Source organism: Devosia sp. LjRoot16 (assembly GCF_964252795.1).
GTDB lineage: Bacteria > Pseudomonadota > Alphaproteobacteria > Rhizobiales > Devosiaceae > Devosia_A.
In genome coordinates, this window is sequence record NZ_CAXUPH020000001.1 from 454,973 (window position 1) to 478,407 (window position 23,435).

General features: G+C 65.0%; 25 protein-coding genes. 9 read left to right on the forward strand and 16 right to left on the reverse strand.

Annotation, left to right across the window (positions count from 1 at the left end; all coding sequences use genetic code 11):
- Positions 1-46: 46 nt before the first annotated feature.
- Both ACSQ23_RS02195 and ACSQ23_RS02200 read right to left on the reverse strand, forming a co-directional pair.
- Entirely contained in the window at positions 47-559 is a 513-nt protein-coding gene (locus ACSQ23_RS02195; RefSeq protein WP_436089561.1) for an A24 family peptidase, read from the reverse strand.
- A gap of 133 nt (positions 560-692) precedes the next feature.
- Positions 693-902, reverse strand: coding sequence for a Flp family type IVb pilin (locus ACSQ23_RS02200; RefSeq protein ID WP_436089562.1), 210 nt, complete (start codon positions 900-902; stop codon positions 693-695).
- A gap of 357 nt (positions 903-1,259) precedes the next feature.
- Between ACSQ23_RS02200 and ACSQ23_RS02205 the strand changes: the two genes are divergently transcribed.
- The 4 genes from ACSQ23_RS02205 (at position 1,260) to ACSQ23_RS02220 (ending at position 3,804) form a co-directional block, all read left to right on the forward strand.
- The gene (locus ACSQ23_RS02205; protein ID WP_436089563.1) at positions 1,260-1,706 is read left to right on the forward strand and encodes a pilus assembly protein N-terminal domain-containing protein; all 447 of its coding nucleotides are present in this window, start codon (positions 1,260-1,262) and stop codon (positions 1,704-1,706) included.
- Positions 1,707-1,814: 108 nt separating this feature from the next.
- Positions 1,815-2,426: a TadE/TadG family type IV pilus assembly protein gene (locus ACSQ23_RS02210; protein ID WP_436089564.1), complete on the forward strand. Its 612-nt coding sequence runs from the start codon at positions 1,815-1,817 to the stop codon at positions 2,424-2,426.
- Positions 2,423-2,974: a TadE/TadG family type IV pilus assembly protein gene (locus ACSQ23_RS02215; RefSeq protein ID WP_436089565.1), complete on the forward strand. Its 552-nt coding sequence runs from the start codon at positions 2,423-2,425 to the stop codon at positions 2,972-2,974. The genes ACSQ23_RS02210 and ACSQ23_RS02215 overlap by 4 nt, the downstream gene beginning before the upstream one ends.
- Before the next feature lie 212 nt (positions 2,975-3,186).
- Entirely contained in the window at positions 3,187-3,804 is a 618-nt protein-coding gene (locus tag ACSQ23_RS02220; protein WP_436089566.1) for an HAD family hydrolase, read from the forward strand.
- A gap of 183 nt (positions 3,805-3,987) precedes the next feature.
- Here the strand turns inward: ACSQ23_RS02220 and upp are convergent, their stop codons facing one another.
- From upp to deoA, 3 genes are read right to left on the reverse strand one after another with little or no spacing between them, the layout of a single operon-like run.
- Positions 3,988-4,617 carry a uracil phosphoribosyltransferase gene (gene upp / locus ACSQ23_RS02225; RefSeq protein ID WP_055877166.1) on the reverse strand — a complete coding sequence of 210 codons (630 nt, stop codon included), beginning with the start codon at positions 4,615-4,617 and terminating at the stop codon, positions 3,988-3,990.
- Positions 4,618-4,632: 15 nt separating this feature from the next.
- Positions 4,633-5,811, reverse strand: a complete 1,179-nt coding sequence (locus ACSQ23_RS02230; RefSeq protein ID WP_436089567.1) for a phosphopentomutase — start codon at positions 5,809-5,811, stop codon at positions 4,633-4,635.
- 3 nt (positions 5,812-5,814) lie between these two features.
- A complete protein-coding gene (deoA, locus tag ACSQ23_RS02235) occupies positions 5,815-7,128 on the reverse strand; it encodes a thymidine phosphorylase (protein WP_436090559.1) in 1,314 nt (437 codons plus the stop codon).
- A gap of 323 nt (positions 7,129-7,451) precedes the next feature.
- Here deoA and ACSQ23_RS02240 point away from each other — a divergent pair, with 323 nt between their 5' ends.
- A complete protein-coding gene (locus ACSQ23_RS02240; RefSeq protein WP_436089568.1) occupies positions 7,452-8,984 on the forward strand; it encodes a serine hydrolase in 1,533 nt (510 codons plus the stop codon).
- On the opposite strand, the gene ACSQ23_RS02245 is transcribed toward ACSQ23_RS02240, so the two are convergent.
- On the reverse strand, positions 8,981-9,883 hold the full coding sequence (locus tag ACSQ23_RS02245; protein WP_436089569.1) for a helix-turn-helix domain-containing protein: 903 nt from the start codon (positions 9,881-9,883) through the stop codon (positions 8,981-8,983). The genes ACSQ23_RS02240 and ACSQ23_RS02245 overlap by 4 nt on opposite strands.
- 38 nt (positions 9,884-9,921) lie before the next feature.
- Here ACSQ23_RS02245 and ACSQ23_RS02250 point away from each other — a divergent pair, with 38 nt between their 5' ends.
- Positions 9,922-10,353: a VOC family protein gene (locus ACSQ23_RS02250; protein ID WP_055877158.1), complete on the forward strand. Its 432-nt coding sequence runs from the start codon at positions 9,922-9,924 to the stop codon at positions 10,351-10,353.
- Between the two features lie 136 nt (positions 10,354-10,489).
- On the forward strand, positions 10,490-10,885 hold the full coding sequence (locus tag ACSQ23_RS02255) for a hypothetical protein (protein ID WP_436089570.1): 396 nt from the start codon (positions 10,490-10,492) through the stop codon (positions 10,883-10,885).
- Positions 10,886-10,911: 26 nt separating this feature from the next.
- Here ACSQ23_RS02255 and ACSQ23_RS02260 read toward each other — a convergent pair whose 3' ends face one another.
- Positions 10,912-11,391, reverse strand: coding sequence for a MarR family winged helix-turn-helix transcriptional regulator (locus ACSQ23_RS02260; protein ID WP_162247946.1), 480 nt, complete (start codon positions 11,389-11,391; stop codon positions 10,912-10,914).
- A gap of 109 nt (positions 11,392-11,500) precedes the next feature.
- Between ACSQ23_RS02260 and ACSQ23_RS02265 the strand changes: the two genes are divergently transcribed.
- Positions 11,501-12,760, forward strand: coding sequence for an HlyD family secretion protein (locus tag ACSQ23_RS02265; protein WP_436089571.1), 1,260 nt, complete (start codon positions 11,501-11,503; stop codon positions 12,758-12,760).
- A 23-nt stretch (positions 12,761-12,783) separates the two neighbouring features.
- Positions 12,784-13,812, forward strand: coding sequence for an FUSC family protein (locus ACSQ23_RS02270; RefSeq protein WP_436089572.1), 1,029 nt, complete (start codon positions 12,784-12,786; stop codon positions 13,810-13,812).
- Between the two features lie 13 nt (positions 13,813-13,825).
- On the opposite strand, the gene ACSQ23_RS02275 is transcribed toward ACSQ23_RS02270, so the two are convergent.
- The 9 genes from ACSQ23_RS02275 to ACSQ23_RS02315 all read right to left on the reverse strand — a co-directional run bounded on the left by ACSQ23_RS02275 (position 13,826) and on the right by ACSQ23_RS02315 (position 23,403).
- Positions 13,826-14,260, reverse strand: a complete 435-nt coding sequence (locus ACSQ23_RS02275) for an endonuclease domain-containing protein (protein ID WP_436089573.1) — start codon at positions 14,258-14,260, stop codon at positions 13,826-13,828.
- Positions 14,261-14,342: 82 nt separating this feature from the next.
- Positions 14,343-16,715: an aldehyde dehydrogenase family protein gene (locus ACSQ23_RS02280; protein WP_436089574.1), complete on the reverse strand. Its 2,373-nt coding sequence runs from the start codon at positions 16,713-16,715 to the stop codon at positions 14,343-14,345.
- Complete coding sequence (locus tag ACSQ23_RS02285) at positions 16,699-17,172, reverse strand: hypothetical protein (protein WP_436089575.1); 474 nt, start codon at positions 17,170-17,172, stop codon at positions 16,699-16,701. Before ACSQ23_RS02285 ends, ACSQ23_RS02280 begins: the two co-directional genes overlap by 17 nt.
- Positions 17,172-18,194: a deoxyribose-phosphate aldolase gene (deoC, locus tag ACSQ23_RS02290; RefSeq protein ID WP_436089576.1), complete on the reverse strand. Its 1,023-nt coding sequence runs from the start codon at positions 18,192-18,194 to the stop codon at positions 17,172-17,174. The genes ACSQ23_RS02285 and deoC overlap by 1 nt, the downstream gene beginning before the upstream one ends.
- A 59-nt stretch (positions 18,195-18,253) precedes the next feature.
- Positions 18,254-18,661: a cytidine deaminase gene (locus tag ACSQ23_RS02295; protein ID WP_055877127.1), complete on the reverse strand. Its 408-nt coding sequence runs from the start codon at positions 18,659-18,661 to the stop codon at positions 18,254-18,256.
- The gene (locus ACSQ23_RS02300; protein WP_055998918.1) at positions 18,661-19,626 is read right to left on the reverse strand and encodes an ABC transporter permease; all 966 of its coding nucleotides are present in this window, start codon (positions 19,624-19,626) and stop codon (positions 18,661-18,663) included. The genes ACSQ23_RS02295 and ACSQ23_RS02300 overlap by 1 nt, the downstream gene beginning before the upstream one ends.
- A gap of 3 nt (positions 19,627-19,629) precedes the next feature.
- Positions 19,630-20,766, reverse strand: a complete 1,137-nt coding sequence (locus ACSQ23_RS02305) for an ABC transporter permease (protein ID WP_055877121.1) — start codon at positions 20,764-20,766, stop codon at positions 19,630-19,632.
- Positions 20,763-22,334: an ABC transporter ATP-binding protein gene (locus ACSQ23_RS02310; RefSeq protein WP_055877235.1), complete on the reverse strand. Its 1,572-nt coding sequence runs from the start codon at positions 22,332-22,334 to the stop codon at positions 20,763-20,765. Before ACSQ23_RS02310 ends, ACSQ23_RS02305 begins: the two co-directional genes overlap by 4 nt.
- Before the next feature lie 76 nt (positions 22,335-22,410).
- Entirely contained in the window at positions 22,411-23,403 is a 993-nt protein-coding gene (locus tag ACSQ23_RS02315) for a BMP family lipoprotein (protein ID WP_055877118.1), read from the reverse strand.
- Positions 23,404-23,435 lie beyond the last annotated feature (32 nt).

Here is a 23,435-nt window from a genome sequence, read left to right on the forward strand (position 1 = left end):
TTAATCGTTGCTTGCCGAAGACGGTTAACAAATCGTTTCGAAGTCTTCAGCCGACGAGGCGCTGGAAGATCAGGCTGGTGGGGTAGACGAGCAGGCCAGCGGCAGCCAGCGCGATACCATAGGGGACGCCGGTTTTGCTGTCGTGCAGCCGATCGATCCACAGCACCTGCTTGAGCTGCAGTGGCAATGGCCAGCGGCGGACGGCCAGCAGCGACAGCGTCAACGCCCCGCCGAGCAGCGAAGCGAAGACGAGATACATCAGCATGTCTTCGAAGCCGAACCACAGGGTGGTCGCGGCGATCAGCTTGGCATCGCCGCCGCCGATCCAACCCAGGGCGAAGAAGCTGAACGATACCGCCAGCACCAGCGCCGCCGCAGCGACATGCATGCCCAGTAACTCGAGGGAGAAGCCGGTAAGGAGAGCGATGGCGAAGAAGAACCCCGCCACCAGCAGGACCAGCTTGTTGGAGATCCGCATGGTCAGCAGGTCCGAGGAGGCCGCAAAGGCCATCAGCAACGGAAACACCAGCATGGCGGGGAGGGTGATGAATGTGGGCATCGGGGTCGACAGTTGCAGCGGGCCGGGGCTTCGGTCCCGAGTGCAGTGTCGGCGCATCGTGGTTAAGAAAGCCCAAATGGAAAAGGGGACCCCGACGGGGTCCCCTTCGTAGTCGTAGCCCCAGCGAACCGGATCAAGCCGGCGGGGGTTCCTCGGCAGCCGGAGCGCCCGACGGGTCGATAGAGTCGAGCTTTTCCGAAATACCGGTGAACATGGTGGACAGGCTACCACCGAGAAGGCCGGCGGCAACGATGATCGCGACGGCGATGAGCGCGGCAATCAGGCCGTATTCGATCGCGGTAGCGCCGGACTCGTCATTTACGAAACGAGCGACAGTGTTCATTTATTGGCTCCTTGCACACGTCATTCTGTGACTGCATCAGGTGATGCGTCAGCACCGTTCGATACGTCACACATCGAACATGGCCTCACGCTAGGCGGCCCGGATTGAAATTGAGTTAATAGTTGGAGCCCGAACGCCCCGGTTTGCAAGGCTTTCCGGCATGCTGAGCAGATCGTTAAAGCAACCCGCAAAATTGATTCGAATGCCGGCGAAGTAATACGCGGCGAGCGACCGACCGCACCGGTGGCTAACGACCGCGGCTGGCGGCTGCGGGGCGGCATCCGGCCATTTGCGAATTCTTCACCATTCCGCGCAACACTCCGTTTGCCATAGCATACCTCCCGCCAAGGGCCCGTCATGCCGTTTCGTCCCAGTATCGCTGCCCTTGCCATCCTCTCGGTGCTCGCCACTCCCGTTGCTGCGCTGGCGGAAAACGCCCCGGTGACGGTGAAAGTGAACATGGCGCGCATCCTCAGGATCAATGCCCCGGCAGCGACGGTGATCATTGGCAACCCCGGCATCGCCGACGCCGCCATCCAGGATCCTCAGACCCTGGTGCTGACCGGCAAGAGCTATGGCCAGACCAACCTGATCGTACTGGACGCCCAGGGAAACCCGATTGCCGACACCATGATCGAAGTGGTGCAGGAGCAGGCTGGCCTTGTAACCGTGTACCTGGGCGAGAGGCGGACCAGCATGGCGTGTGAGCCGGTGTGCCAGCCGATCATCATGCTGGGCGACGACAAGGCATACACTCTTGAGAAGATCGAGACGGCGGGTGCGGTCGAAACGGCAGCGAACTAACTGCCGGTTAACCAAGCCGCTGCATCGCATGCAAATGCAGCCCGGGCACTAACCAATCACTAGGTAGGAACCGCTAGTTTCCGTCGGCGAATGGAAACTCAGGGCCGCATGTCTCAACGTTCCCGATGGCTGAAGAAGCTGATGTCGCCGGCGATCCACCGGGCGCAGGCTTTTGGTCGGAACGACAGCGGCGTGACGGCGATCGAGTTCGGGCTGCTGGCGCTGCCGTTCTTCACCATTATCCTGGCAATCGTCGAGACGGCGCTGGTCTTTCTCGCGGGCCAGATCCTCGACAGCGCCGTGAACGACTCATCACGGCTGATCCGCACCGGCCAGGCGCAGAACGGCACGCCCGCATATAATGCCGAGGCGTACCGTGAGGCCATCTGCGATGGTCTCTACAACCTGTTCGATTGCGATCTGGCCGACGACAAACTACGGGTCAGCGTGACGGTGATCACCGATTTTGGCGCCGCCGCCCTGGGTTACCCGCTGAAAACCGGCGAGGACTGCAAGAAGGACAAGTGCGACTGGACCCTCGCCGACGACTACAAGCCCGGCAAGGGCAGCGATGTGGTGCTGGTGCAGGCCTACTACAAATGGCCCACCGTGGTGAACCTGCCGGGCTTCAATTTCCAGACGCTGCCGGATGGCACCCGCCTGCTGGGCGCCTCGCGGGTATTCCGCAACGAGCCGTTCGTCTGCGCGAGTTGCACATGATCCGCCGCCTGCAGCAGTTCCGCGACGATATCCGCGCCGTCGCCGCGGTGGAATTCGCACTGATCCTGCCGCTGCTGCTGACCCTCTATCTCGGCACCATCGAAGCGGCGACGCTCTACTCGGCGGACCACAAGGTGGCGACAGTCGCGAGCACGATGGCGGATCTGGTGTCGCGCGAGAAGGGCGCGATCTCGACGACGACCCTCGACACGTATTTCGAGGCGGCCGAAACGATCATGACCCCCTATACCACCTCGGGCTTGGTACAGGTCGTCTCGTTGCTCAGCATCGACGCCGACGGTGTGGCCACGGTCGCGTGGAGTCGAGCGCACGGCGCCGAAACAGGGCGTGAGGCGACCAGCGCGTTTCCGCTGGATGCGACCGCCAAGATCAATGTGCTGGCTCGCGGCGCCAGCGGCTGGCTCGTGGCCTCCGAGATCACCTACCCGCACCAGCCACTTTTTGGTCTCGTCATCCCAGGCACGATCACGCTGAGGCACACGCAGTACTTCCTGCCGCGCTTCAAGGGGGAGATCGCGCTGGAGTAGCCCGCGGCGGCTTGCCGAGGCAGTACGGGCGTGCCATAGCCCGGCTCACGTTCCCCAGAGCGCTTCACCGTTTCACAGAAGCGTCGAAACGCCAGAGCGTTTCACCGAACCGCTCGAGCGTTCGCGGAAACGCTTGAGGTCATTGGTTTTGTCGCGCTTTCGCACGGCAAAGTCTGCAACTTTCCCTGCAAGCGCTCTACGAGGCCAGCCCGATGCACGATACCCTGATCCCCGTCTTCGACCTCGGCGGCGTGTTCGTCGACTGGAACCCGATGTACCTGTTCCGCAAGCTCTTCGAGACCGAAGAGGAAGCGCAGTGGTTCTGGGACAATATCTGCACCAAGGACTGGAACCTCGAGTTCGACGCAGGCGACATCTTCGCCGAGGGCGTGGCCGAGCTCATCACCCGCTATCCGCGCTACTGGCGCGAGATCCAGGCGTTCGATCTCAGGTGGAAAGAGACGGTCGGCGAGTTCATCACCGGCACCATCGATATCCATAACGAGCTGATCGCCGAGGATATTCCGACCTTCGCCATCACCAACTTCTCGTGGGAGAAGTGGGTGAGCTGCCTGCCCGAATGGCCCTTCCTCGAAAAGTTCGACGGCGTCGTGGTGTCCGGGCTCGAGGGGCTGGTGAAGCCCGATCCGCGACTCTACCGGGTATTCTGCGAGCGCTACGGCCTTGCGCCGGAGAGCTGCGTATTTATCGACGACAGCGAGCCGAACGTGATCTCGGCCCGCAAGTTCGGCATGCACGCGATCCACTTCACCGACCCGAAGTCGCTCCGCAAGGAGCTGATCGGGCTGGGGCTGCCGCTGAAGAAGTAAGGGGCCGTTTGGACTACTGCGGCTTTGACTGCCCCCTCCACCACCCTTCGGGTGGTCCGTGGTCCCCCTCCCCCGCCGCGCGGGGGAGGATTCGCCGCGGCATCGGTTCACACCCTTGGACGAGCGTAGCGAGGACCCCGCGCGTGGCGCGCCCCGTCTGGAGCGCGACCAGCGCGTGAAGACCTACTTGGTCCCATACATCCGATCCCCGGCGTCGCCGAGGCCGGGGATGATGTAGCCCTTCTCGTTGAGATGGCTGTCGATTGCAGCGGTGAAGATCGCCACGTCGGGGTGGGCGGTCGAGAACTTCTCGATACCCTCGGGGGCGGCGAGCAGGCAGAGGAAGCGGATGTTGTTGGCGCCACGCTCCTTGAGCTTGTCCACTGCCGCAATCGAGGAATTGGCCGTCGCCAGCATCGGATCGACGACGATGATCAGGCGGTTGTCGAGCTCTGATGGCGCCTTGAAGTAGTACTCGACCGGCTGCAGCGTCTCGTGGTCGCGATAGATGCCGATATGGGCGACGCGGGCGGCCGGGACGAGATCGAGCATGCCGTCGAGCAGGCCGTTGCCGGCGCGCAGGATCGAGGCGAAGACCAGTTTCTTGCCCTTGATGGTGGGGGCATCCATCTTGGTCATCGGCGTCTCGATCTCGACCATCTCGAGTTCCAGGTCGCGCGTCACCTCGTAGCACATCAGGTGCGCGATCTCGCGCAGCAGGCGTCGGAACCCCGCGATGGAGGTATCCTTGTCGCGCATGATGGTGAGCTTGTGCTGCACCATCGGGTGGTCGATCACCGTTACGCCGCGCATGGATACCTCGAAGGGCTAGAGGAAGGATTTGCCGTGGGGGCCGGGCGCAAGGCCGAGCCAGCGGGCGATACTCTCTCCTATATCCGCAAAGGTCGGCCGGATGCCAATGGTTCCGGGCGTGAGGGCTGGGGAAAAGGCTATGATCGGGGTCTGTTCGCGGGTGTGATCGGAACCGCGCCAGGTCGGATCGTTGCCGTGGTCGGCGGTGAGGACGACGAGATCGTCGGGCCGCAGTGCCGCGATCAGCTCGGGCAGGCGCGCATCGAAGGCTTCGAGCGCCTGGGCATAGCCCGGCACATCGCGGCGATGGCCGAAATCCTGATCGAAATCGACGAAGTTGGTCATGATGAAGGCGCCGTCGGCGGCCATTTCCATCGCTTCGAGGGTGCGATCGAACAGCGCCATATTGCCGGTGGCCTTGATCTTGTGGGTGACGCCGTGCCCCGCATAGATGTCGGAGATCTTGCCGATGGCGTAGACCTGCCGCCCGGCCCCCTTGGCCCGATCGAGCAAGGTCGGCTCGGGCGGGGCGATGGCGAAGTCGCGGCGGTTGCCGGTGCGCTTGAAGGTGGCGGCGGTCTCGCCGACGAACGGGCGGGCAATGACGCGGCCGATATTGAGGGGCGCAGTGAGTTCGAAGGCGGTTTCGCAGAGCTCATAGAGCCGCTCGAGGCCAAAATGGGTCTCGTGCGCGGCGATCTGGAAGACGCTGTCGATCGAGGTGTAGCAGATCGGCTTGCCGGTCCGGATCGACTCCTCGCCGAGTTCGGCGATGATGGTGGTGCCGGAGGCATGCTTGTTACCGAGGATCCCGGGGATGCCGGATTTCTCGATCAGCTTGGCGATGAGGTCGGGCGGGAAGGTCGGCTCCTGCAGCGGGAAATAACCCCAGTCGAAGGGGACCGGCACACCGGCGATTTCCCAATGGCCGGACGGGGTGTCCTTGCCTTTGCTGACCTCGCGGCCGACGCCCCAGCGTCCGCCCCTCGGCTGGTCCGTGAGGCCGCGAGGAACCTCACCGGTGGAGAGTTTGGCCGCGGCGCCGAGCCCGAGCGCATCCAGGTTCGGCAGGGCGATCGGGTAATTGGCGGCGATATGGCCGAGCGTGTCGGCGCCGGTATCGTCGTAATCGGCTGCGTCCGGAGCGCCGCCGATGCCAAAACTGTCGAGGATGCAGAGAATGGCGCGGGGCATTGATCAGGCCTCCGTGGGCGGGACGTAATCGGCGATCAGCGGATGAGCTGGGGCCGGGCCGTCACTGATGGTGTAGGCGGCCAGCAGCCGTTGCGTTGCATCTGCGGCCATCTCTTCGGTGCGCGCATGGACGCGGCACAACACGGTCTGACTGTCAGTCTTCGCCCCGAGCCCGAGGATCCGGTCAAAGCCGACGGCAAAATCGATGCTGTCGGTAGGGAGCCGGCGACCACCGCCGAGGGCGACGACACCCATCCCGACCCCGCGCGTGTCGATACCGGTAATGGTGCCGGTGGCAGGCGCGAGGATATCGCGGACGATCGGCGCGGCCGCCAGGTGCGCATCCATGCGTTCGACGAAATCGGTGGAACCGCCGAGCAAGGCAACCATGCGGGAGAAATGCTCGGTGGCCTTGCCGCTGTTGAGAGCGGTTTCGACGGCCGCACTGGCGTCGCCAGTGTAGCCGCTGAGCTGCAGGGCGGCGGCGCAGAGATCGAGCGTCACTTCGCGCAGGCGCGGATCCTGATGGCGCCCGGTGAGGAAATCTACGGCGTTGCGCACCTCGAGGGCGTTACCGGCGGCCGAGGCGAGCGGCTCGTTCATGTCGGTGATCAGCGCCGCGGTGCGCAGGCCCGCCCCGTTGGCCACCGAGACGAGGCTTTCGGCCAGGGCGCGGGATTTCTCCAGCGTCGGCATGAAGGCGCCGGAGCCGGTCTTCACGTCGAGGATCAGCGCGCCGAGGCCGGCGGCGAGTTTCTTACTGAGGATCGAGGCGGTGATCAGCGGGATGGATTCGACCGTGCCGGTGACATCGCGGATGGCATAGAGCACCTTGTCGGCCGGCGCGAGATCGGCGGTCTGGCCGATAATGGCGCAACCGGCTTCACGCACCACCTTCCGAAATAACGCGTTATCCGGGCTGGTGCTGTAGCCGGGGATGGCATCGAACTTGTCGAGCGTGCCGCCGGTATGGCCGAGGCCGCGGCCGGAGATCATCGGCACGTAGACGCCGCAGGCGGCAAGGATCGGCGCCAGCATCAGCGAGGTGTTATCCCCTACCCCGCCGGTCGAGTGCTTGTCGGCGACCGGGCCATCGAGATCGGACCAATCGAGCACGGTCCCCGAGTCCCGCATCGCTTCGGTGAGGGCAACGCGCTCGGGGGTCGACATATCGCGGAAGTAGACCGCCATGGCGAAGGCGGCCGCCTGGGCCGGACTGACGGAACCGTCGGTCAGCCCGCCGATGAAGCTGGAGATTTCGCCTGACGTGAGGGCGAGACCGTCGCGCTTGCGGATGATGGTTTCTTGCGGGAGCAGGGTCATGCCGGTGTTTTGCGCTGCCCGCCGGGCGAAGGCAAGATGAGGCGGCGGCGCTCTGACCCTCCCGGCATGCGGCCTCGGTACGGTTCCGTACACAATGTCGAAATACAAACCGGCTCTGGCTGCGCCTTTGCTTCGGCATGAGAACTAAGTCCGGCCCGAACTACCGACATCAGGTGCAGGAGATCGCGTTAGCTAAAGACTCGATGGCACTTGCTCTTGTCGCACCTCGCAAGCTGATGTTCACATGTGAGCTGGCAACGACGATTTCGCTCGACATTACCTGTCGACCGCCAGCTGCCCCGCCTGGAGGATCTATCGTGCTTCGCCACCTTGGTTTCGGACTGGCCGCTCTCGTTGTCGCTGCGACCGGCGTAGCGCTTGCCGACGAGCGTGAGCCGCTGCCACCGGCGCAATTGCAGCAGGCGCTCGATACGCTCGCCGCGGACGCGAAGCAGGCGATTGCCGGCGACCGGACGCCTGGCATTGCCATCGCCGTTGTCCACGGCGACGCGGTGATCTTTGCCGAGGGGTTCGGGGTCCGCAATGTCGAGACCGGCGAGCCGGTCGACCCGGACACGGTGTTCCAGCTCGCCTCGGTATCGAAGCCGATCGGCTCGACGGTGATCTCGGGCCTGATCGGCGACGGCAAGCTCAGCTGGGACACGCGGCTGATGGACCTGACGCCCGGTTTCGCCATGCAGGAGCCGTGGGTGACAAGCCAGGTGACGCTCCGCGATCTCTACGCACATCGCTCGGGGCTGCCCGACCATGCCGGCGACCTCTTGGAAGACTATGGCTACGATCGCGAGGCGGTGCTGCACCGGCTGCGCTTCCAGCCGCCGCTGACCAGCTTCCGCTCCGGCTACGCCTACACCAATTTCGGCATCACGGCCGCGGCGGTGGCAGCGGCGTCGACAACCGGCATGGACTGGGAGACGCTGTCGGAAGAGCGGCTCTACAAGCCGCTGGGCATGGCGTCGACCAGCTCGCGCTATGCCGACTTCATGACTGAGCCCAACCGCGCCGCCGGCCATGTCCGGGTCGACGGTAAATGGGCATTCGTCGAGCAGCGGCAGCCCGACGCGCAATCGCCGGCCGGCGGCGTCTCATCATCGGTGAACGACCTGACCAGCTGGGTGCGGCTGCTGGTGAACGACGGCATGTTCGAGGGCAAGCAGGTGATCGCCGCCGCGCCACTCGAGGAGGCGCACCTGCCGGTAATGATCACCGGCTACGCCCCCAACGGGACGCCGTCATTCTACGGGCTGGGCTGGAATGTAGGCTATGGCGGCGACGCGCGGCACTCGATCTCGCACTCGGGCGCCTTCGCCATGGGCGCAGGAACAACGGTCAACATCTCGCTCGACGACAAGCTGGGGGTGATCGTCCTCACCAACGGCGCGCCGGTGGGCGTATCGGAAACACTGGCCAACGCCTTCATGGACAACGCCATTCTCGGCGCGCCGCGTTATCCTTGGCAGGAGGTGTTTACTGGCATCTTCACCCAGATGGCGGCAGATGGGATCTCGCACAATTTCGATACCCCACCGGCCGACGCTGGTCCCGCAGCCCCGGACCCGGCCTATGTCGGCAGCTTCGCCAATGACTTTTATGGCCCCATCGAGGTGGTCGCCGGCGCCGACGGGCTCGACCTGCTGATCGGACCGAACCGGCGCTCGTTCCGGCTCACGCATTTCGACCGCGACACGTTCACCTTCGAAACCATCGGCGAGAACGCCTCCGGCCTGAGCGGGGTGAGCTTCGCGCTCGATGGCGCGGGCAAGGCGCGCTCGGTATGGATCGAAGCGTTCGACAAATCCGGGCTAGGGAGCTTCGCCCGGACGCCCTAGCGGGTCAGGCTCTTGTGGTACTGCACCGGCGTTGCGCCCAGCACGGTGCGGAAGTCGGTGATGAAGTGCTGCTGGCTGCTGTAGCCGAGGTCGTAGGCGATGCCGACCCAATCGGGCGCGTCGCTCAAACGGATTTCTGCGGCGGCGGCGAGCAGGCGCTTGCGCTGCAGCAACCATTTGAGGCCGATCCCCAGATAGTCGCGAAACGCCTGCTGCAGCCAGCGCTCGCTGCGACTGAAGGCCTCGCCGACCGCGGCGACGGTGGTGAGGTTCTCGTCGGTCTCGACGGCCGTGATAATAGCGTTGATCTCCTCGAGCGTTCCGTCAGCCACAGGTGAGGCGGCGCGAATATGCTCGAGCAGCGTGGCGATCACCGCATCGTCGTCGTGCGCCAGGATGGCGGCGATACCCTTGGCATCGGCCCAGGGAAACACCGCCGTCAGCGGCACTACCTTGTCCTGCAGGTCGGCCATTTCGCCGGTCCAGAAAGCGTGGAAGGCGCCAGGGCGAAAGCGCACGCCGATGATGCGGCCATTGCCGGCGGCCGAATAGGTGCGCTTGCCGCGGAAGGTGCCCTGGATGCCGGACTCCTGGGCCGACAGAAAGATATCGACGTAAGGCCGGTGCATCACCTGGTCGGAATCGTAGGGGCCCAGTGAGCTGTCCCAGCGGATGACCCAGAAATGCTCGATGAAGCGCTCGAGATCGGCCGAAGGCGGCACGGTGCGGAACTGCACGTGACGGTCGAAACCCAGGGGATCGAGCCGGCCGCGCGCCTCATAGGGCTCGCGCGGCTCCCCGGGCTCGCGCGGCTCCCCGGGCTCGCGTGGCGCGCCGGACGCACCTGTCTCTCCGGCCGCTGCGGGTTTCTGAAATACAGGGGTTGGAGCATCGGTCATTGTCTGGGCATCAGCTCAACGATGAAAGGAAATTCCAAATGAGCAACAAGCACTTCCTGCGCGGCATGGCTACCGTCAGCTTCTTCGCCGACGACCTCATCGCGGCCCGCGACTGGTACGCCGAGCTGTTCGGCGTCGAAGCCTACTTCCAGATGCCGAGCCGCGAGAAGCCGGCTTACATCGAGTTCCGCATCGGTGACACCGAGGACGAGTTCGGCATCATCGATCGCCGCTATGCGCCCGAGGCGATGCAGCCCGGGCCCGGTGGCGCGGTCCTGTTCTGGCATGTCGACGACATCGAGGCGGCGTTCGCCCGGCTGAAGGAGCTGGGTGCAAAGGAATACGAGGCGATCACCAAGCGTGGCGAGACCGGCTTCGTCACCGCATCGGTGGTCGACCCGTTCGGCAACGTGCTGGGGATCATGTACAACCCGCATTATGTAGAAATGCTGGCCGCCCGCGCCGCCTGAACGTGGGTTGCGTTAGCTGCAGAGACCGCCTGTTCGCTTCGGCGCAGGCGGTCTTCCGTTACGAGGCGTCAACGCGTCGTTCACGCAGGGCGGGTTACGGTGCGTCCCGCCTGTGAGGCGGCAACGGTAGACCGCCATGCTCGAACCCCACGCGATTGAGACCTATATCGACAAGCCGGTGACTGAGGTCTACCGCTTCCTTGCTTCGCCGTGGAACTACCCGCGCTGGGCAGCGATCAACGCCGCAACCTTCCGGCAGATCGGCCCGCTCGAGTGGGCCGGCGATACCGAGTTCGGGCCGCGCATCGTCAGGTTCAGCCCACCCAATGGCGAGGGCATCCTCGACCATGCGGTGTACAAAGCAGGCGAGGAGCCGGTGATGATGCCGCTGCGGGTCACCGCCGATGGCAACCGGACTCTGGTGACCTTCGTGTTCTACCGCCGGCCGGGGATGGACGACGAGCAACTGGCCTCAGCGCTCGAATGGATCCGCACGGATTTCACTGCGCTGAAATCGCTGCTCGAAGTCTGAGGCCCGCCGGCGCTTGCGCTGGGCCGTTACTCGCCCGTGGGCACCGGAGCGGCTTTGTCGAGGCGGGTCTTGCGCAGGGTATCGCGGGTATTGGCCAGCATGTCGCCGATGAAGCGGCGGACGATCGCCAGTTCGGCCTCGGAGTATGAGGCGATCACCGGCTGGTTCATCCGCAGCACATAGTCGCGCAGCTGCAGGAGACCCGATTCCTCGGTGGCGGGTCCGAGCATGATCAGCACGCCGCGCCGGTCGGTCGGGTGCGGATGGCGCACGATGAAGCGGGCGGCCTCCAGCCGGTTGAGCATGATGGCGGTGGCGCCGGTGGTGAGCCCCAGATGCTGCGAGATGGCTTTGGGCGTCGCCTGGCCGCCCGACGAGCGCACGAAGAACAGGCACATCAGATCGGTGTGATTGATACCGGCCTGCTCGGCCAGCCAGCGATAGACGTGCGTCACCTCGGCGGTCAGGTCGCGCAGCAGCTCATCCATCTCGGGCTTTCGTTCCAACGTCTCATTCCTCACGCGCAACATAGCTATGCGACATAGTATCTTTGTTGCAAAGTTAAATCAGCTGCCCTAGATGGGGATCAGACGAATGCAGCCAATGGAGCGGACTATGGCACAGGCACAGGCGACGATGGACCACAAAGACGCTGTGAACGCTGACAAGGCGGGGCTTCCCGCCATTGGGCGCGCGACGAACCAGTCCAAGGTGGTGAACATTCCCGTGGAGCGAGTGGCGGAACCCGGGCCGACTCCCCTGCCCGCCACCGTTGCGGCAGAGGCCGCGGCAGCACCGACCGAGGCGCCGAACAAGAGCCGCAGGAAGGCAAAGCTGTTCGGCATCGGCCTCCTGGTGACACTGGGCGGCGTGGTCGCCTGGTATCCGCTGGCCGATCACTATGCGCCGTTCGCCTCGGGCGCCTCGATCACGGCGCAGGTGACCCAGGTGGCGCCGCGCGTCGCCGGGCCGGTCAAGCACGTGCTGATATCAGACAATGCCGAGGTGAAAGCCGGCCAGCCGCTGTTCGAGATCGACGACACGACGTTCCTGATGGACGTGGCGCAGGCCCGGGGCCAGCTCGACCAGGCGATGAACAACGTGACTTCGGGTGTCGCGGCGGTGCCGGCCGCCGAGGCCAAGCTGGCGCAGACCGAGGTGGCGCTGACCATTGCGCAGCAGGAACTGGAGCGCGCCACGCAGCTCCACGACAAGGGCTTGCTGTCGCAGGCGAAGTTCAACACGGCGGACGCCAACGCCAGGACGGCAGCGCTCAACGTCGAGGCGGCAAAGGCCGATCTCGAGCGGATCAAAGCGTCGGCCAGCACGGCAGACGCCAGCAACCCCAACGTGCGGGCGGCGCAGGCGGCGGTCGACAAGGCCGAATTCGCGCTCCGCAACACCACGGTGCTGGCGCCAGCCGACGGCTATGTGTCGAACCTGTCGCTGGCCGAGGGGCAGTTCGTTGCCGCCGGCACGCCGGCGCTGACCTTCATCAACCCCAAAACGCAGATGGTGATTGCCGACCTGCGCGAGAACCAACTGGTCAACGTCCAGCCGGGCGACAGGGCAGTGGTGATGTTCGAGGCGGCGCCGGGCAAGCAATTCGAAGCCACGGTCCACAGCATCGCCTGGGGCATCAATAGCGGCCGCACCACGGCCAATGGCCTGGCGCAATCGTCGAACGATACCCGCTGGTTCCCGCCGGCACGGAAAATCCCGGTGCGCGTCAGCATCGATGACATGAGCGTGCTGCCCGCCAATGTGCGGCTCGGCTCGGAAGCGAGCGTCCTGATCGTGCCAGAAGACGGGATCGTGCCGACCATCGCTCGTGGGCTGATGGGCATCAGCGGCCTGCTGTCGGGCCTCAACTAGGATCTTCTCTCCAGGAGGCGAAGATGGAAGAGCTAACTCGCGTCGACCCCAAAGAGGATCCGTACCTGGCGCTGCGTACGGCGCTCAGCGTCGCGATCTGCGTGATCCTTGCCGACCCGCTCGGCGTCACGCAGCCGATGATGCCGGTGGTGCTGGGGATGAGCCTGATGTCGAACCAGCGCGGCGCGCTCAACCTGCGCTCGTTCATGGGCCCGGTGATGCTGCCGGTGATGGCGTTCGTGTTCAGCTGGCTGGCGGCGGCGACGGTGAGCGAGCCGATGCTGTTCGTTCTGGTCAACATCGCGCTGGCCGGCGCCGGCATCGGGCTGATGCTGTTCAAGGGTTCGCGGCTGGGGGTGATGCTGACGGTGTTCCCGGCGATGATGTCGATGTCGGTGCTCTATAGCGACCAGGCGCTGGTGGCGATCCGCGACTCGATGGCGACCGGCGGGCTGATCGTCGGGGTGACCGCGGTGGTGCTCAACATCCTGTTCCCGCCGCAGACTGCCCGCGTGCACATCGAGCAGCCCAAGCCGTTCGAAACCGAGCACCCGGCTGCCGAGCTGCTGATCCGCATGGCGGTCTATGTGCCGATCATGCTGATGACTTATGCGACGGGCGACATGAACCTCTTGATCGTGCCGATCATGCTGGCTTTCATCTGCGCCGAACCCGATCGCGGCGGGCGCCTGCAACAGCTGATCGACCGCGGCGGCGGCACCATCGTCGGCGCCGTCGTGGCAGTGGGCGCCATGGCGATCTACTATGTGGTGCCGCAATTCCCGGTGCTCGTGGCGCTGATTGCCAGCATCACCTTCTTCCTCATCGACAGGATGACGACCGGAGCGAGCCGGCCGCTCTACTACCAGTACATCTGCTCGGTGGCGCTGGTGATGCTGCTGTCGTCAACCTTCGGCGCCCGCGATGCCTTCGAAGTGGTGGTGCAACGCGTAGTGCTGACGAGCGGAGCGATGGTCGGGGCAATCGCGCTGCTGTCGCTGCTGGAGGCAGTGTTTTTGCCGCGGAAGGCGATGGCGGCTGCGACGGCCTGACCTCAAGTCAGGTCTAGTCGCCGGTGCGGATGGCGAGATCGCGCAGAGCCTTGCGGCTCTTGCGTCTCCCTCCCCCTTGCGGGGAGGGATCAAGGGTGGGGGTCAGTGCGGGCACGGTGGCCAGGGTCTGCTCAATGATCGTGAAAACACCTTCGGCGTTCTCGGTGATCTCGTTGTTCCAGAAACGCAGGACGCGAAACCCGCGGGCGTGCAGGTAGTCGTCGCGGACGCGATCATGGTCCCGGCCGGCAGCGGAGGTATGGGTTTCGCCGTCGGCTTCGATGATCAGTTGGGCATGCATGCAGGCGAAATCGGCATAGTACGGGCCGATCTGCTGTTGACGACGGAAATGGTAGCCGCGCTCGCTGAAGACGCGAAGGATGGCCCAGAGCTTTCGCTCCGGGTCGGTCGCGTTGTGGCGGAGTTCTCTGGCGCGCTCAACCGTCATGCCGAAACTCCGGTGCTGGCTGACCCCCACCCCTGGCCCCTCCCCGCAAGGGGGAGGGGGACGCCTGCTGCGCCCATCGCGCTTAAGCCCCGTACGGAATCCACACGTTCTTCACCTGCGTGGCACGGCGCAGGAAGTAATCACCCTCGAATTTCGCCTTGTCGCTCAAATCGTAGTAGAGGCCGCGGCTGGTCCAGGTCTGCTTGACGTTGCCGGCACTGGCCTTTTCGACCATGGCGGAGGTTTCGGCGTCGCCGGCGAACCAGATGGCGTCGATGCCGTCATGCTCGGCGAGCGTTTTGGCCAGCACCTTGCTCTCGCCGGTGACGATGTTGAGGACGCCCGACGGCACGTCTGAGGTTTCGAGCACCTGGTAGAAATCGGTCATCGACAGCGGCGAGCGCTCGGAGGGGACGAGCACCACGGTGTTGCCCATGGCGAGGGCCGGGGCGATGAGGGCAATCGAGCCGAGCAGCGGCCGTGACGGCGGGGCGAGGATGGCCATCGCGCCAAGCGCCTCGACCATGGCGGTCGCCACCATGCGCTGCGGCGGATTGTGCACGGCACCATCGTATTTGTCGGCCCAGCCGGCGAAGGCGAACAGACGCTCGACGCTGGCGGCGACTTCGGCGGCGCCATCCTCGCCGGTTTGTGCCCTGAGGCGGGCGGCGAATTCGTCAGCGCGATACTCGAGGTTCTCGGCGAGGAAGTAGAGTATCTGCGCCCGGTTATGGGCGGAGGTGGTGGCCCAGCCAAGCGCCGCGCGGGCTGCCTCTACGGCGTTGCGGATATCCTTGCGATTGCCGTCGCCGACTTCGCCGACCAGCGCGCCCGAAGGACCGTGGACCGGCCGGGAGTAACCGCTGTCGGGACGGGCCTGCTTGCCGGCGATGTACATCTTGGCGGTCTGGTCGATGCCGCCCGCATCGTCGAGCGGGTTGGCGGACTTGCCGGACTTGGCCGCCGCAGCGACGAAGGGTTTCAGCTCCTTTTCCCACTTCGCCTTCAGGTAGAAGGCCATGCCTTCCCGGCCGCCTTCGCGGCCGAAGCCGGATTCCTTGTAGCCGCCGAAGCCGACCGCAGCGTCGAAATTGTTGGTGGAGTTGATCCACACCACGCCGGCCTTCAGCTTAGGCGCGATGTCGAGGGCGAGGTTGACGTTCTCGGTCCAGATGGTGGCGGCAAGGCCGTAGCGGGTGTTGTTGGCGAGGGCCACCGCTTCCTCGGGGGTGCGGAAGCTCATCTCGACCAGCACCGGCCCAAAAATCTCTTCGTTCGCCACGGTGTTGGCGGTCGAGACATTGGTGATCAGCGTCGGCTTGAGGAAGCAGCCGCCGCCCGGCACGTCGATATCGGGCTCGTAGAGCTGGCCGCCCTCGGCGACGCCCTTCTTGACCAGGTCGCGCACGCGCTCGACCTGCACCGGGGCGACGAGGGCGCCGATATCCACCGCCTTATCGAGCGGATCGCCGACCCGCAGGGTCGACATGCGCTTCTTCAGCTTTTCGAGGAAACGCTCCTCGATCGACTCCTGGACCAGGAGGCGCGAGCCGGCGCAGCAGACCTGGCCCTGGTTGAACCAGATGGCGTCGACGAGGCCCTCGATGGCGCTATCGATATCGGCGTCATCGAAGACGATGTAGGGCGACTTGCCGCCGAGCTCGAGCGAGATGCCCTTGCCGGTGCCAGCCGTGGCCCTCCTGATGATCTTCCCCACCTCGGTCGAGCCGGTGAAGGCGATTTTGTCGATATCGGGGTGGCCGGTGATGGCGGCGCCGGTATCGCCCTCGCCGGTGACGATGTTGACGACGCCCTTGGGCAGGTGCGCCTTGTCGCAGATCTCGGCGAACAGCAGCGCGGTGAGCGAGGTGAACTCGGCCGGCTTCAGCACCACGGTGTTCCCCGCAGCGAGCGCCGGCGCGATCTTCCAGGCCAGCATCAGCAGCGGGAAATTCCACGGGATGATCTGGCCGCAGACGCCATAGGGCACGTGATCGGGGAACTCGCGCTCGAGATGCTGAGCCCAACCGGCATGGTGGTAGAAGTGGCGCGCCACCAGCGGGATATCGACGTCGCGGCTCTCACGGATCGGCTTGCCGTTGTCCATGGTTTCGAGCACGGCGAAGAGGCGCGAATGCTTCTGGATCAACCGGGCGATGGCATAGAGGTACTTGCCGCGCTGGTAGCCGGAGAGGGCCGACCATTTCGGGAAGGCAGCGCGGGCGGCCTTCACCGCCGCATCGACGTCGGCGGCGGTGCCATCGGTGACCTGGGCGAGGACCTTGCCGTTGGCTGGGTTCTCGGACGCAAAGGTTTTGCCCGGCTTGGTCCACGCGCCGTTGATGAAATGGCCGAACGTGTTGTCGTGCGCTGCCAGCCAGGCGAGGGCGACATCGGCAGACTCGGGGGCCGGGCCATAGTCGAGGGAGGTGAAGATTTCAGCGATCTTGTTCATTTCGTTGCTCCCTGGCGGCATGCTCTTGGGCGAGCTTATTCACGTAGTCGAGTTGTGCCAGCTGCTCGGCGTTCGGCGGATCATCCAGATGGACGGTCGGATCCCAACCAGTGTCCGTGGCCATGTAAGCCGGTTGCGGATCGTCGGTCTCGAATGGCGCGCCAGCAAAGATGACGTGGTCGCCGACGCTGAAACCTCGGTTACAGCTGTTCATGTCCATCACGGCCCTTGCCTCCGTTCCGATGTCGCCCCTGGCCGGCATCTCGACGCGAAACACCGCGCGCCTGCTGCCATCGGCCGGTTCGGCAGGAACCACCGCAATCACGGTGCCGACGAACACGATCTCCTCCTCGTCGATCATCTGTTCCCAGCTCGGCCGCGGGTCCTTGACGATGTCGCAGGCCTGAACTGGCTCGACCGATAACAGCGCCCCAGCCAAGGCAAGCAGCGTCCGCATCACACCATCGGCATACGATAGTCGGCGGCATAGTGGCCCGTCAGCGTGTGCTCCAGCTGCCGCTCGATGTCGGTGAGCAGGCTCGAGGCGCCGAAGCGGAACAGATGCGGCTGCAGCCAGTGGGTGCCGAGCTCTTCCTTGATCAGCGCCATGTAATCGAGCGACAGTTTTGCTGTAGCAATGCCGCCGGCCGGCTTGTAGCCGATCTCGATACCGGTTTCCTCGTGGAACCAGCGGATCATCCGCACCATCGACAGCGAGGTCTGCAGGTTGGCGTTGACCTTTTCCTTGCCGGTCGAGGTCTTGATGAAATCGGCGCCGGCCAGCATGCAGACCAGCGAAGCCTTGGCGACATTGGTCTGCGTCGCCAGCTCGCCGGTGCCCAGGATGGTCTTGATGTGAGCATCACCGCAGGCCTTCCGCATGGCGCGGACTTCGTCGTAGAGCGCCTGCCAGTCGCCGCGCAACACCATGCCGCGCTCGATGACGATGTCGATCTCGTTGGCGCCGTCGGCGACCGAGGCCTCGATCTCGGCGAGACGAGTGCTCAGCGGCGCGAGGCCATGCGGGAACGCCGTGGAGACTGCCGCGACATTGATGCCAGTGCCCTTGAGGGCATCGACGGCGGTTTTGACGAAGGAGTGGTAGACGCAAACGGCAGCCGGCTTCACCTCGAGGTCGGCAACGCCGAGACCGTCGATGATATCCTGCCGAACCGGGTGGCGGGCCTTGGCGCAGAGCCGCTCGACGCGGCCCGGGGTGTCGTCGGAGTTGAGCGTCGTCAGGTCCATCAGGGTGATGGCCTTCAACAGCCAGGCAGCCTGCCAGTCCTTCTTCACCGTACGGCGGGCCGGCAGCGCCGCGGCGCGACGCTCGAGCGCCGAACGGTTCATGCGGACGCGTTCGACCCAATCGAGATCGAGTGGGAAGCCTGGATTTCTGCGGTGCGAAGAGGCGGGAGCCTCGATCGGCTTTGATTTCGCGGGCTTTGCAGCAGCGGGGTCGACGACGCGAAGTTCCATGGATGGCCTCCTTGCGCCTTACCGGTTAGCCCGGCTTTGCGGCAGTACGTTGAATGGCATTATCGGCCCAAAAACTCGGGGCCGAAAGAGTGCGGGAGAAGCTGTGCGATGGTCTGCTCCAGCGGCGTGCCGTCGATGCCGTGCGAAACGACGACGACATCCTGATCGGCGAACTCACGGATGCGCTGGCGGCAGCCGCCGCACGGGGTAACAGGCGTCGTGCCCGGCCCGGTGGTGTAGACGCGCTTGATGCGTTTGGCGCCGCCGGCGAGCATTGCCGCGATGGCCGAGGGCTCGGCGCAGTTGCCGACCGGATAGGCAGCGTTCTCGACATTGCAGCCGACATAGATCTTGCCGTCATCGGCAAGGATGGCGGTGCCGACGTGGAAGTTCGAGTAGGGCGCGTAGGCCTTGGCGCGAACGGCTTCGGCGGCAGCCAGCAGCTGCGGGTCCAGCGGATGAGGCATCAGCGTTCCTTGGTGTAGGCGACACCACCGGCCTTGGGACCGACGGCCTTGCCGATGAAGCCGGCCAAGAGGATCACCGTCAGCAGGTAGGGCAGCGCCTGGATGGCCTGCACCGGCACGCCGACGCCGAAAATCTCGGCGCCCTGCAGGCGGATCTGCAGCGCATCGAGGAAGCCGAACAGCAGGCAGGTGAACATCGCCGGCACCGGCTTCCACTTGGCGAAGATCAGCGCGGCGAGCGCGATAAACCCCTTGCCGGCGGTCATGTTGTTGCCGAAGCCGGAACCCTGGGCGATCGAGAAGAACGCCCCGGCGAGGCCGCAAAGCAGTCCGGTGATCAGCACCGCCTGATAGCGGAGGCGAGTAACCGAGATGCCGGCCGTATCCACCGCTTTGGGGTTCTCGCCGACAGCCCGCAGCCTGAGGCCGAAGCGGGTGCGATAGAGCACCCACCAGGTGATCGGCACGGCGAGGAAGGCGACATAGACCAGGATGTTGTGGCCGGAGATCAGCTCGGAATAGATCTGCCCGAGGATCGGGACACCGGCGAGCTCGTTGGCGAACGGCAGGTCGATGTTCTGGAACCGCCCGGTGACCGGGAGCTGCGGGGTGCGCCCACCCTGCCCGAACCACTGGATGCCGAGGAAGGTGGTGAGGCCGGCCGCCAGCATGTTGATGGCGACGCCGGCGATCAGCTGGTTGCCGCGCAGCGTGATGGCGGCAGCACCCTGCAGCCCTGCCGTGGTGATCGAGACGGCAAGGCCGGCAAGCAGCCCGAGCCAGACATTGGCGGTGACCGCGGCGACGGCGGCAGCGGCGAAAGCCGAGGCCAGCATCTTGCCCTCGAGGCCGATATCGAACACGCCGGCGCGCTCGGAATAGAGCCCGGCGAGACAGGCGAGCAGCAGTGGCGTCGACAGGCGGAGCGTCGCGTCGAGGGTGGAGAGGATGAGACCGAGATCCATGGCTCAGCTCCCCGACTTGACGCTGTTGGCTTCGATGGCGGCCGCCTTCTGGCGCGGCGACAACGTCATGAAGACGCGCTGCAGGCCGGGGCGGAACAGCCCTTCCATGGCGCCGGTGAACAGGATGACCAGCGCCTGGATGACGACGACCATTTCCTTACTCAACCCCGGGATGACGTATTGCAGCTCGTTGCCACCCTGGTAGAGCGCGCCGAACAATACGGCGGCGAGAAGAATGCCGATCGGATGGTTGCGGCCCATCAGCGCCACGGCGATGCCGACAAACCCCGCATCGGCGACATAGTCGAGCACCAGCCGGTACTGCACGCCGACCACCTGGTTGACCGCCACCATGCCGGCGAGCGCGCCGGACATGGTCATGACGATCATGATGATGCGGCTGTTGGACATGCCGGCGTAGCGCGTGGCCGTCGGGTTCTGGCCCAGCGCCCGCATGGCGAAGCCGAAGCGTGTATGCCAGATCAGGATATAGGCGCCGACGAGGCAGATCAGCGCCAGCACGAGCGTGAAGTTGACGTCGGTATTCTTGAACCAGGGGATGAAGGCGCCGAGTTTCGGCATGCGGCCTTCGGGGGCGATCATCGCCGATTCCGGCGCGAGGATGCCCGCCGGCTTCAACACGTTCACCACCATGTAGACCATGATCGCCGCGGCGATGAAGTTGAACATGATGGTGGTGATGACGACGTGCGAGCCGCGCTTGGCCTGCAGCCAGCCGGGGATAAAGCCCCACAGCCCACCCACCGCCGCACCGGCGACGATGGCGATCGGGAAGGTGATCCACCAGGGCAGAAACTGCAGCGGCAGCGCCACCGCGATGACGCCGAGGCCGGCGATATAGGCCTGGCCGTTACCGCCGATGTTGAACAGCCCGGCATGCGCGGCGACTGCCACGGCGAGGCCGGTGAACATGAAGTTGGTCGAGTAGTAGAGCGTGTAGCCGAAATTGTAGCCGTTGCCGAAAGCGCCGGTGACAATGGCATTGAGCGCCGCCAGCGGATCCTGACCGATGGCGAGGACGACGAGACCGGAAACGATGAAGGCCAGCGCCAGGTTGAGGATCGGCAACAGGACCACATCGGCCCAGCGCGGCAACGGTTTGAGGATGGCTGAGCTCATGGCGTCTTTCCCTCGGCCGCGACGCGCGCCTGGGGGGCTTTCCTGTCGGTGATGCCGGCCATCATCAGGCCGAGCTCGCCTTCGGTGGCGGTGGCGGGGTCGGCTTCGCCGACGATGTGGCCGTCGAACATCACGAGGATGCGGTCGGCCAGCGAACGGATTTCGTCGAGCTCGACCGAGACCACGAGGATCGCCTTGCCGGCGTCACGCATCTTGATGATCTGGTTGTGGATGAACTCGATGGCGCCGATATCGACGCCGCGGGTCGGCTGACCGACGATCAAGACGTCCGGGTTGCGCTCCATCTCGCGGGCGAGAACGATCTTCTGCTGGTTGCCGCCGGAGAAGTTGGCGGTCTTCAGCCGCTCGTTGGCCGGGCGGATGTCGAACTTCTTGATGCGCTCGCGGGCCTGGGCCTGCGCTGCCGGGATGTCGAGGATGATGCCCTTGCCATAGGCCGGGTCATCCTCGTAGCCGAGCATGGCGTTTTCCCATTCTTCGAAGGCGGTGATCAGGCCCATGCGCTGGCGGTCTTCGGGCACGTGGGCAAGACCGGCCTTGCGGGCGCGATGCGCGCCGTCATCGCCTTCGAGCGACAGTGGCGTGCCCTTCAGGCGGACAATGCCGCTCGCCTGGTCGCGCATGCCGGAGACGGATTCGAGCAGTTCGGACTGCCCGTTGCCGGCGACCCCGGCAATGCCGACGATCTCGCCGGCCCGCACGGTGAAGCTCACATCCTTGACCCGGGTGACGCCGAGGTCGTCCTTGACCACGAGGTTTTCGACCGAGAGGAAGGTATCGCCCGGCTTGGCGGCGGTCTTTTCGACACGCAGCAGCACGCGGCGGCCGACCATCAGCTCGGCCAGCTGCTCGGGGTTGGTCTCCGAGGTCTTGAGCGTATCCACCATGGCGCCCTGGCGCATAACCGACACATAGTCGGTGATGGCCATGATCTCGCGCAGCTTGTGGGTGATGAGAATGATGGTCTTGCCCTGGTCGCGCAGGGTGCGGAGCACGCGGAACAGGTCGTCCGCCTCGGCCGGGGTGAGCACCCCGGTCGGCTCATCGAGGATCAAGACATCGGCGCCGCGATAGAGCGCCTTCAGAATTTCGACGCGCTGCTGGGTGCCGACCGAGACGTCCTCGATGATGGCGTCGGGATTGACGTCGAGGCGGTATTCCTTGGCGAGGCGGGTCAGTTCCTTCTTCGCGCGATCGAGGCTGGGGCCGAGCAGCGCGCTGTCCTCGGCGCCGAGTACGACGTTCTCGAGGATGGAGAAATTGTCGACCAGCATGAAGTGCTGGTGCACCATGCCGATGCCGAGCGCCAGCGCGTGGCGGCTGTCGGTGATGGCATGGGGGGTGCCGTTGACGCGGATCTCGCCGCTATCGGCAGTGTAAAAGCCATAGAGGATCGACATCAGCGTCGACTTGCCGGCGCCGTTTTCGCCGACGATGCCATGCACCGTGCCCCGACGGACTTTCAGGTCGATGTCCTTGTTGGCATGCACGGCGCCGAAGCGCTTATTGATGCCGATCAGCTCGATCGCCAGATCGGTCTGGGCCAGATCAGATGCAGCGGCCCCGGAAGGCCGCTGCTGAAGGTTGTCGCCGTTCTGCACGGGTTCGGTCACGCGAGGGACCTTACGGGCAGGTGTTGTCGGCGGTGTAGTCGTGGACGGTGATCGCGCCCGACTGGATGTCAGCCGAGAACTTGTCGACTGCCGTCTTGATATCGTCGGTGATCAGCGCCTTGTTGTTGTCGTCGAGAGCATAGCCGACGCCGTTTTCTTTGAGGCCGAGCACGGTAAGGCCGGGCTTGAAGTTCGCGTCGGTGAGCGAGCTCTGCACGGCGACGTCGACGCGCTTCAGCATCGAGGTCAGCACCGAGCCGGGATGCAGGTAGTTCTGGTTGCTGTCGACGCCGATCGAGAACTTGCCTGCGTCGGCAGCGGCCTGCAGCACGCCGAGGCCCGAACCGCCGGCGGCGGCGAAGACCACGTCGGCGCCAGCGTCGAACTGCGCCTTGGTCAGCTCACCAGCGGTGACCGGGTCGTTCCAGGCGGCCGGGGTGGTGCCGGTATAGTTTTCGATGATCTTCACGTCGGCCTTGGCGGCCTTGGCGCCCTGGGCGTAGCCGCAGTAGAACTTGTGGATGATCGGCACGTCCATGCCGCCCACGAAGCCCACGGTGCCGGTAGCCGACTTCAGCGCCGCGATGGCGCCGACGAGGAACGAACCGGTGTGCTCGTCGAAAATGATCGACTGCACGTTCGGCGCATCGACGACGGCGTCGATCACCACGAAGTGGGTATCTGGGAACTCGGCGGCGACAGTGCCGAGCGCGGTGCCCCAGGAGAAGCCGGCCATCACGATCGGGTTGGCGCCCTGCGAAGCGAAGCGGCGGAGCGCCTGCTCGCGCTGGGCATCGTTCTGCAGCTCGAGATCGGTGAAGCTGCCACCGGTTTCCTTCTTCCAGGCCTCGGCGCCGTTATAGGCCGCCTCGTTGAAGGACTTATCGAATTTGCCGCCCAGGTCGTAAATGACCGCCGGATCGGCAAGCGCAGCACCAGCGGCGAGCACCGACAGCGCCACGCCAGCCGCGAGCGCAGAAATGCGCTTGGTGAAATAGTTCATGGATCAGTCTCCCTGTATCGCGTCCGGCAACG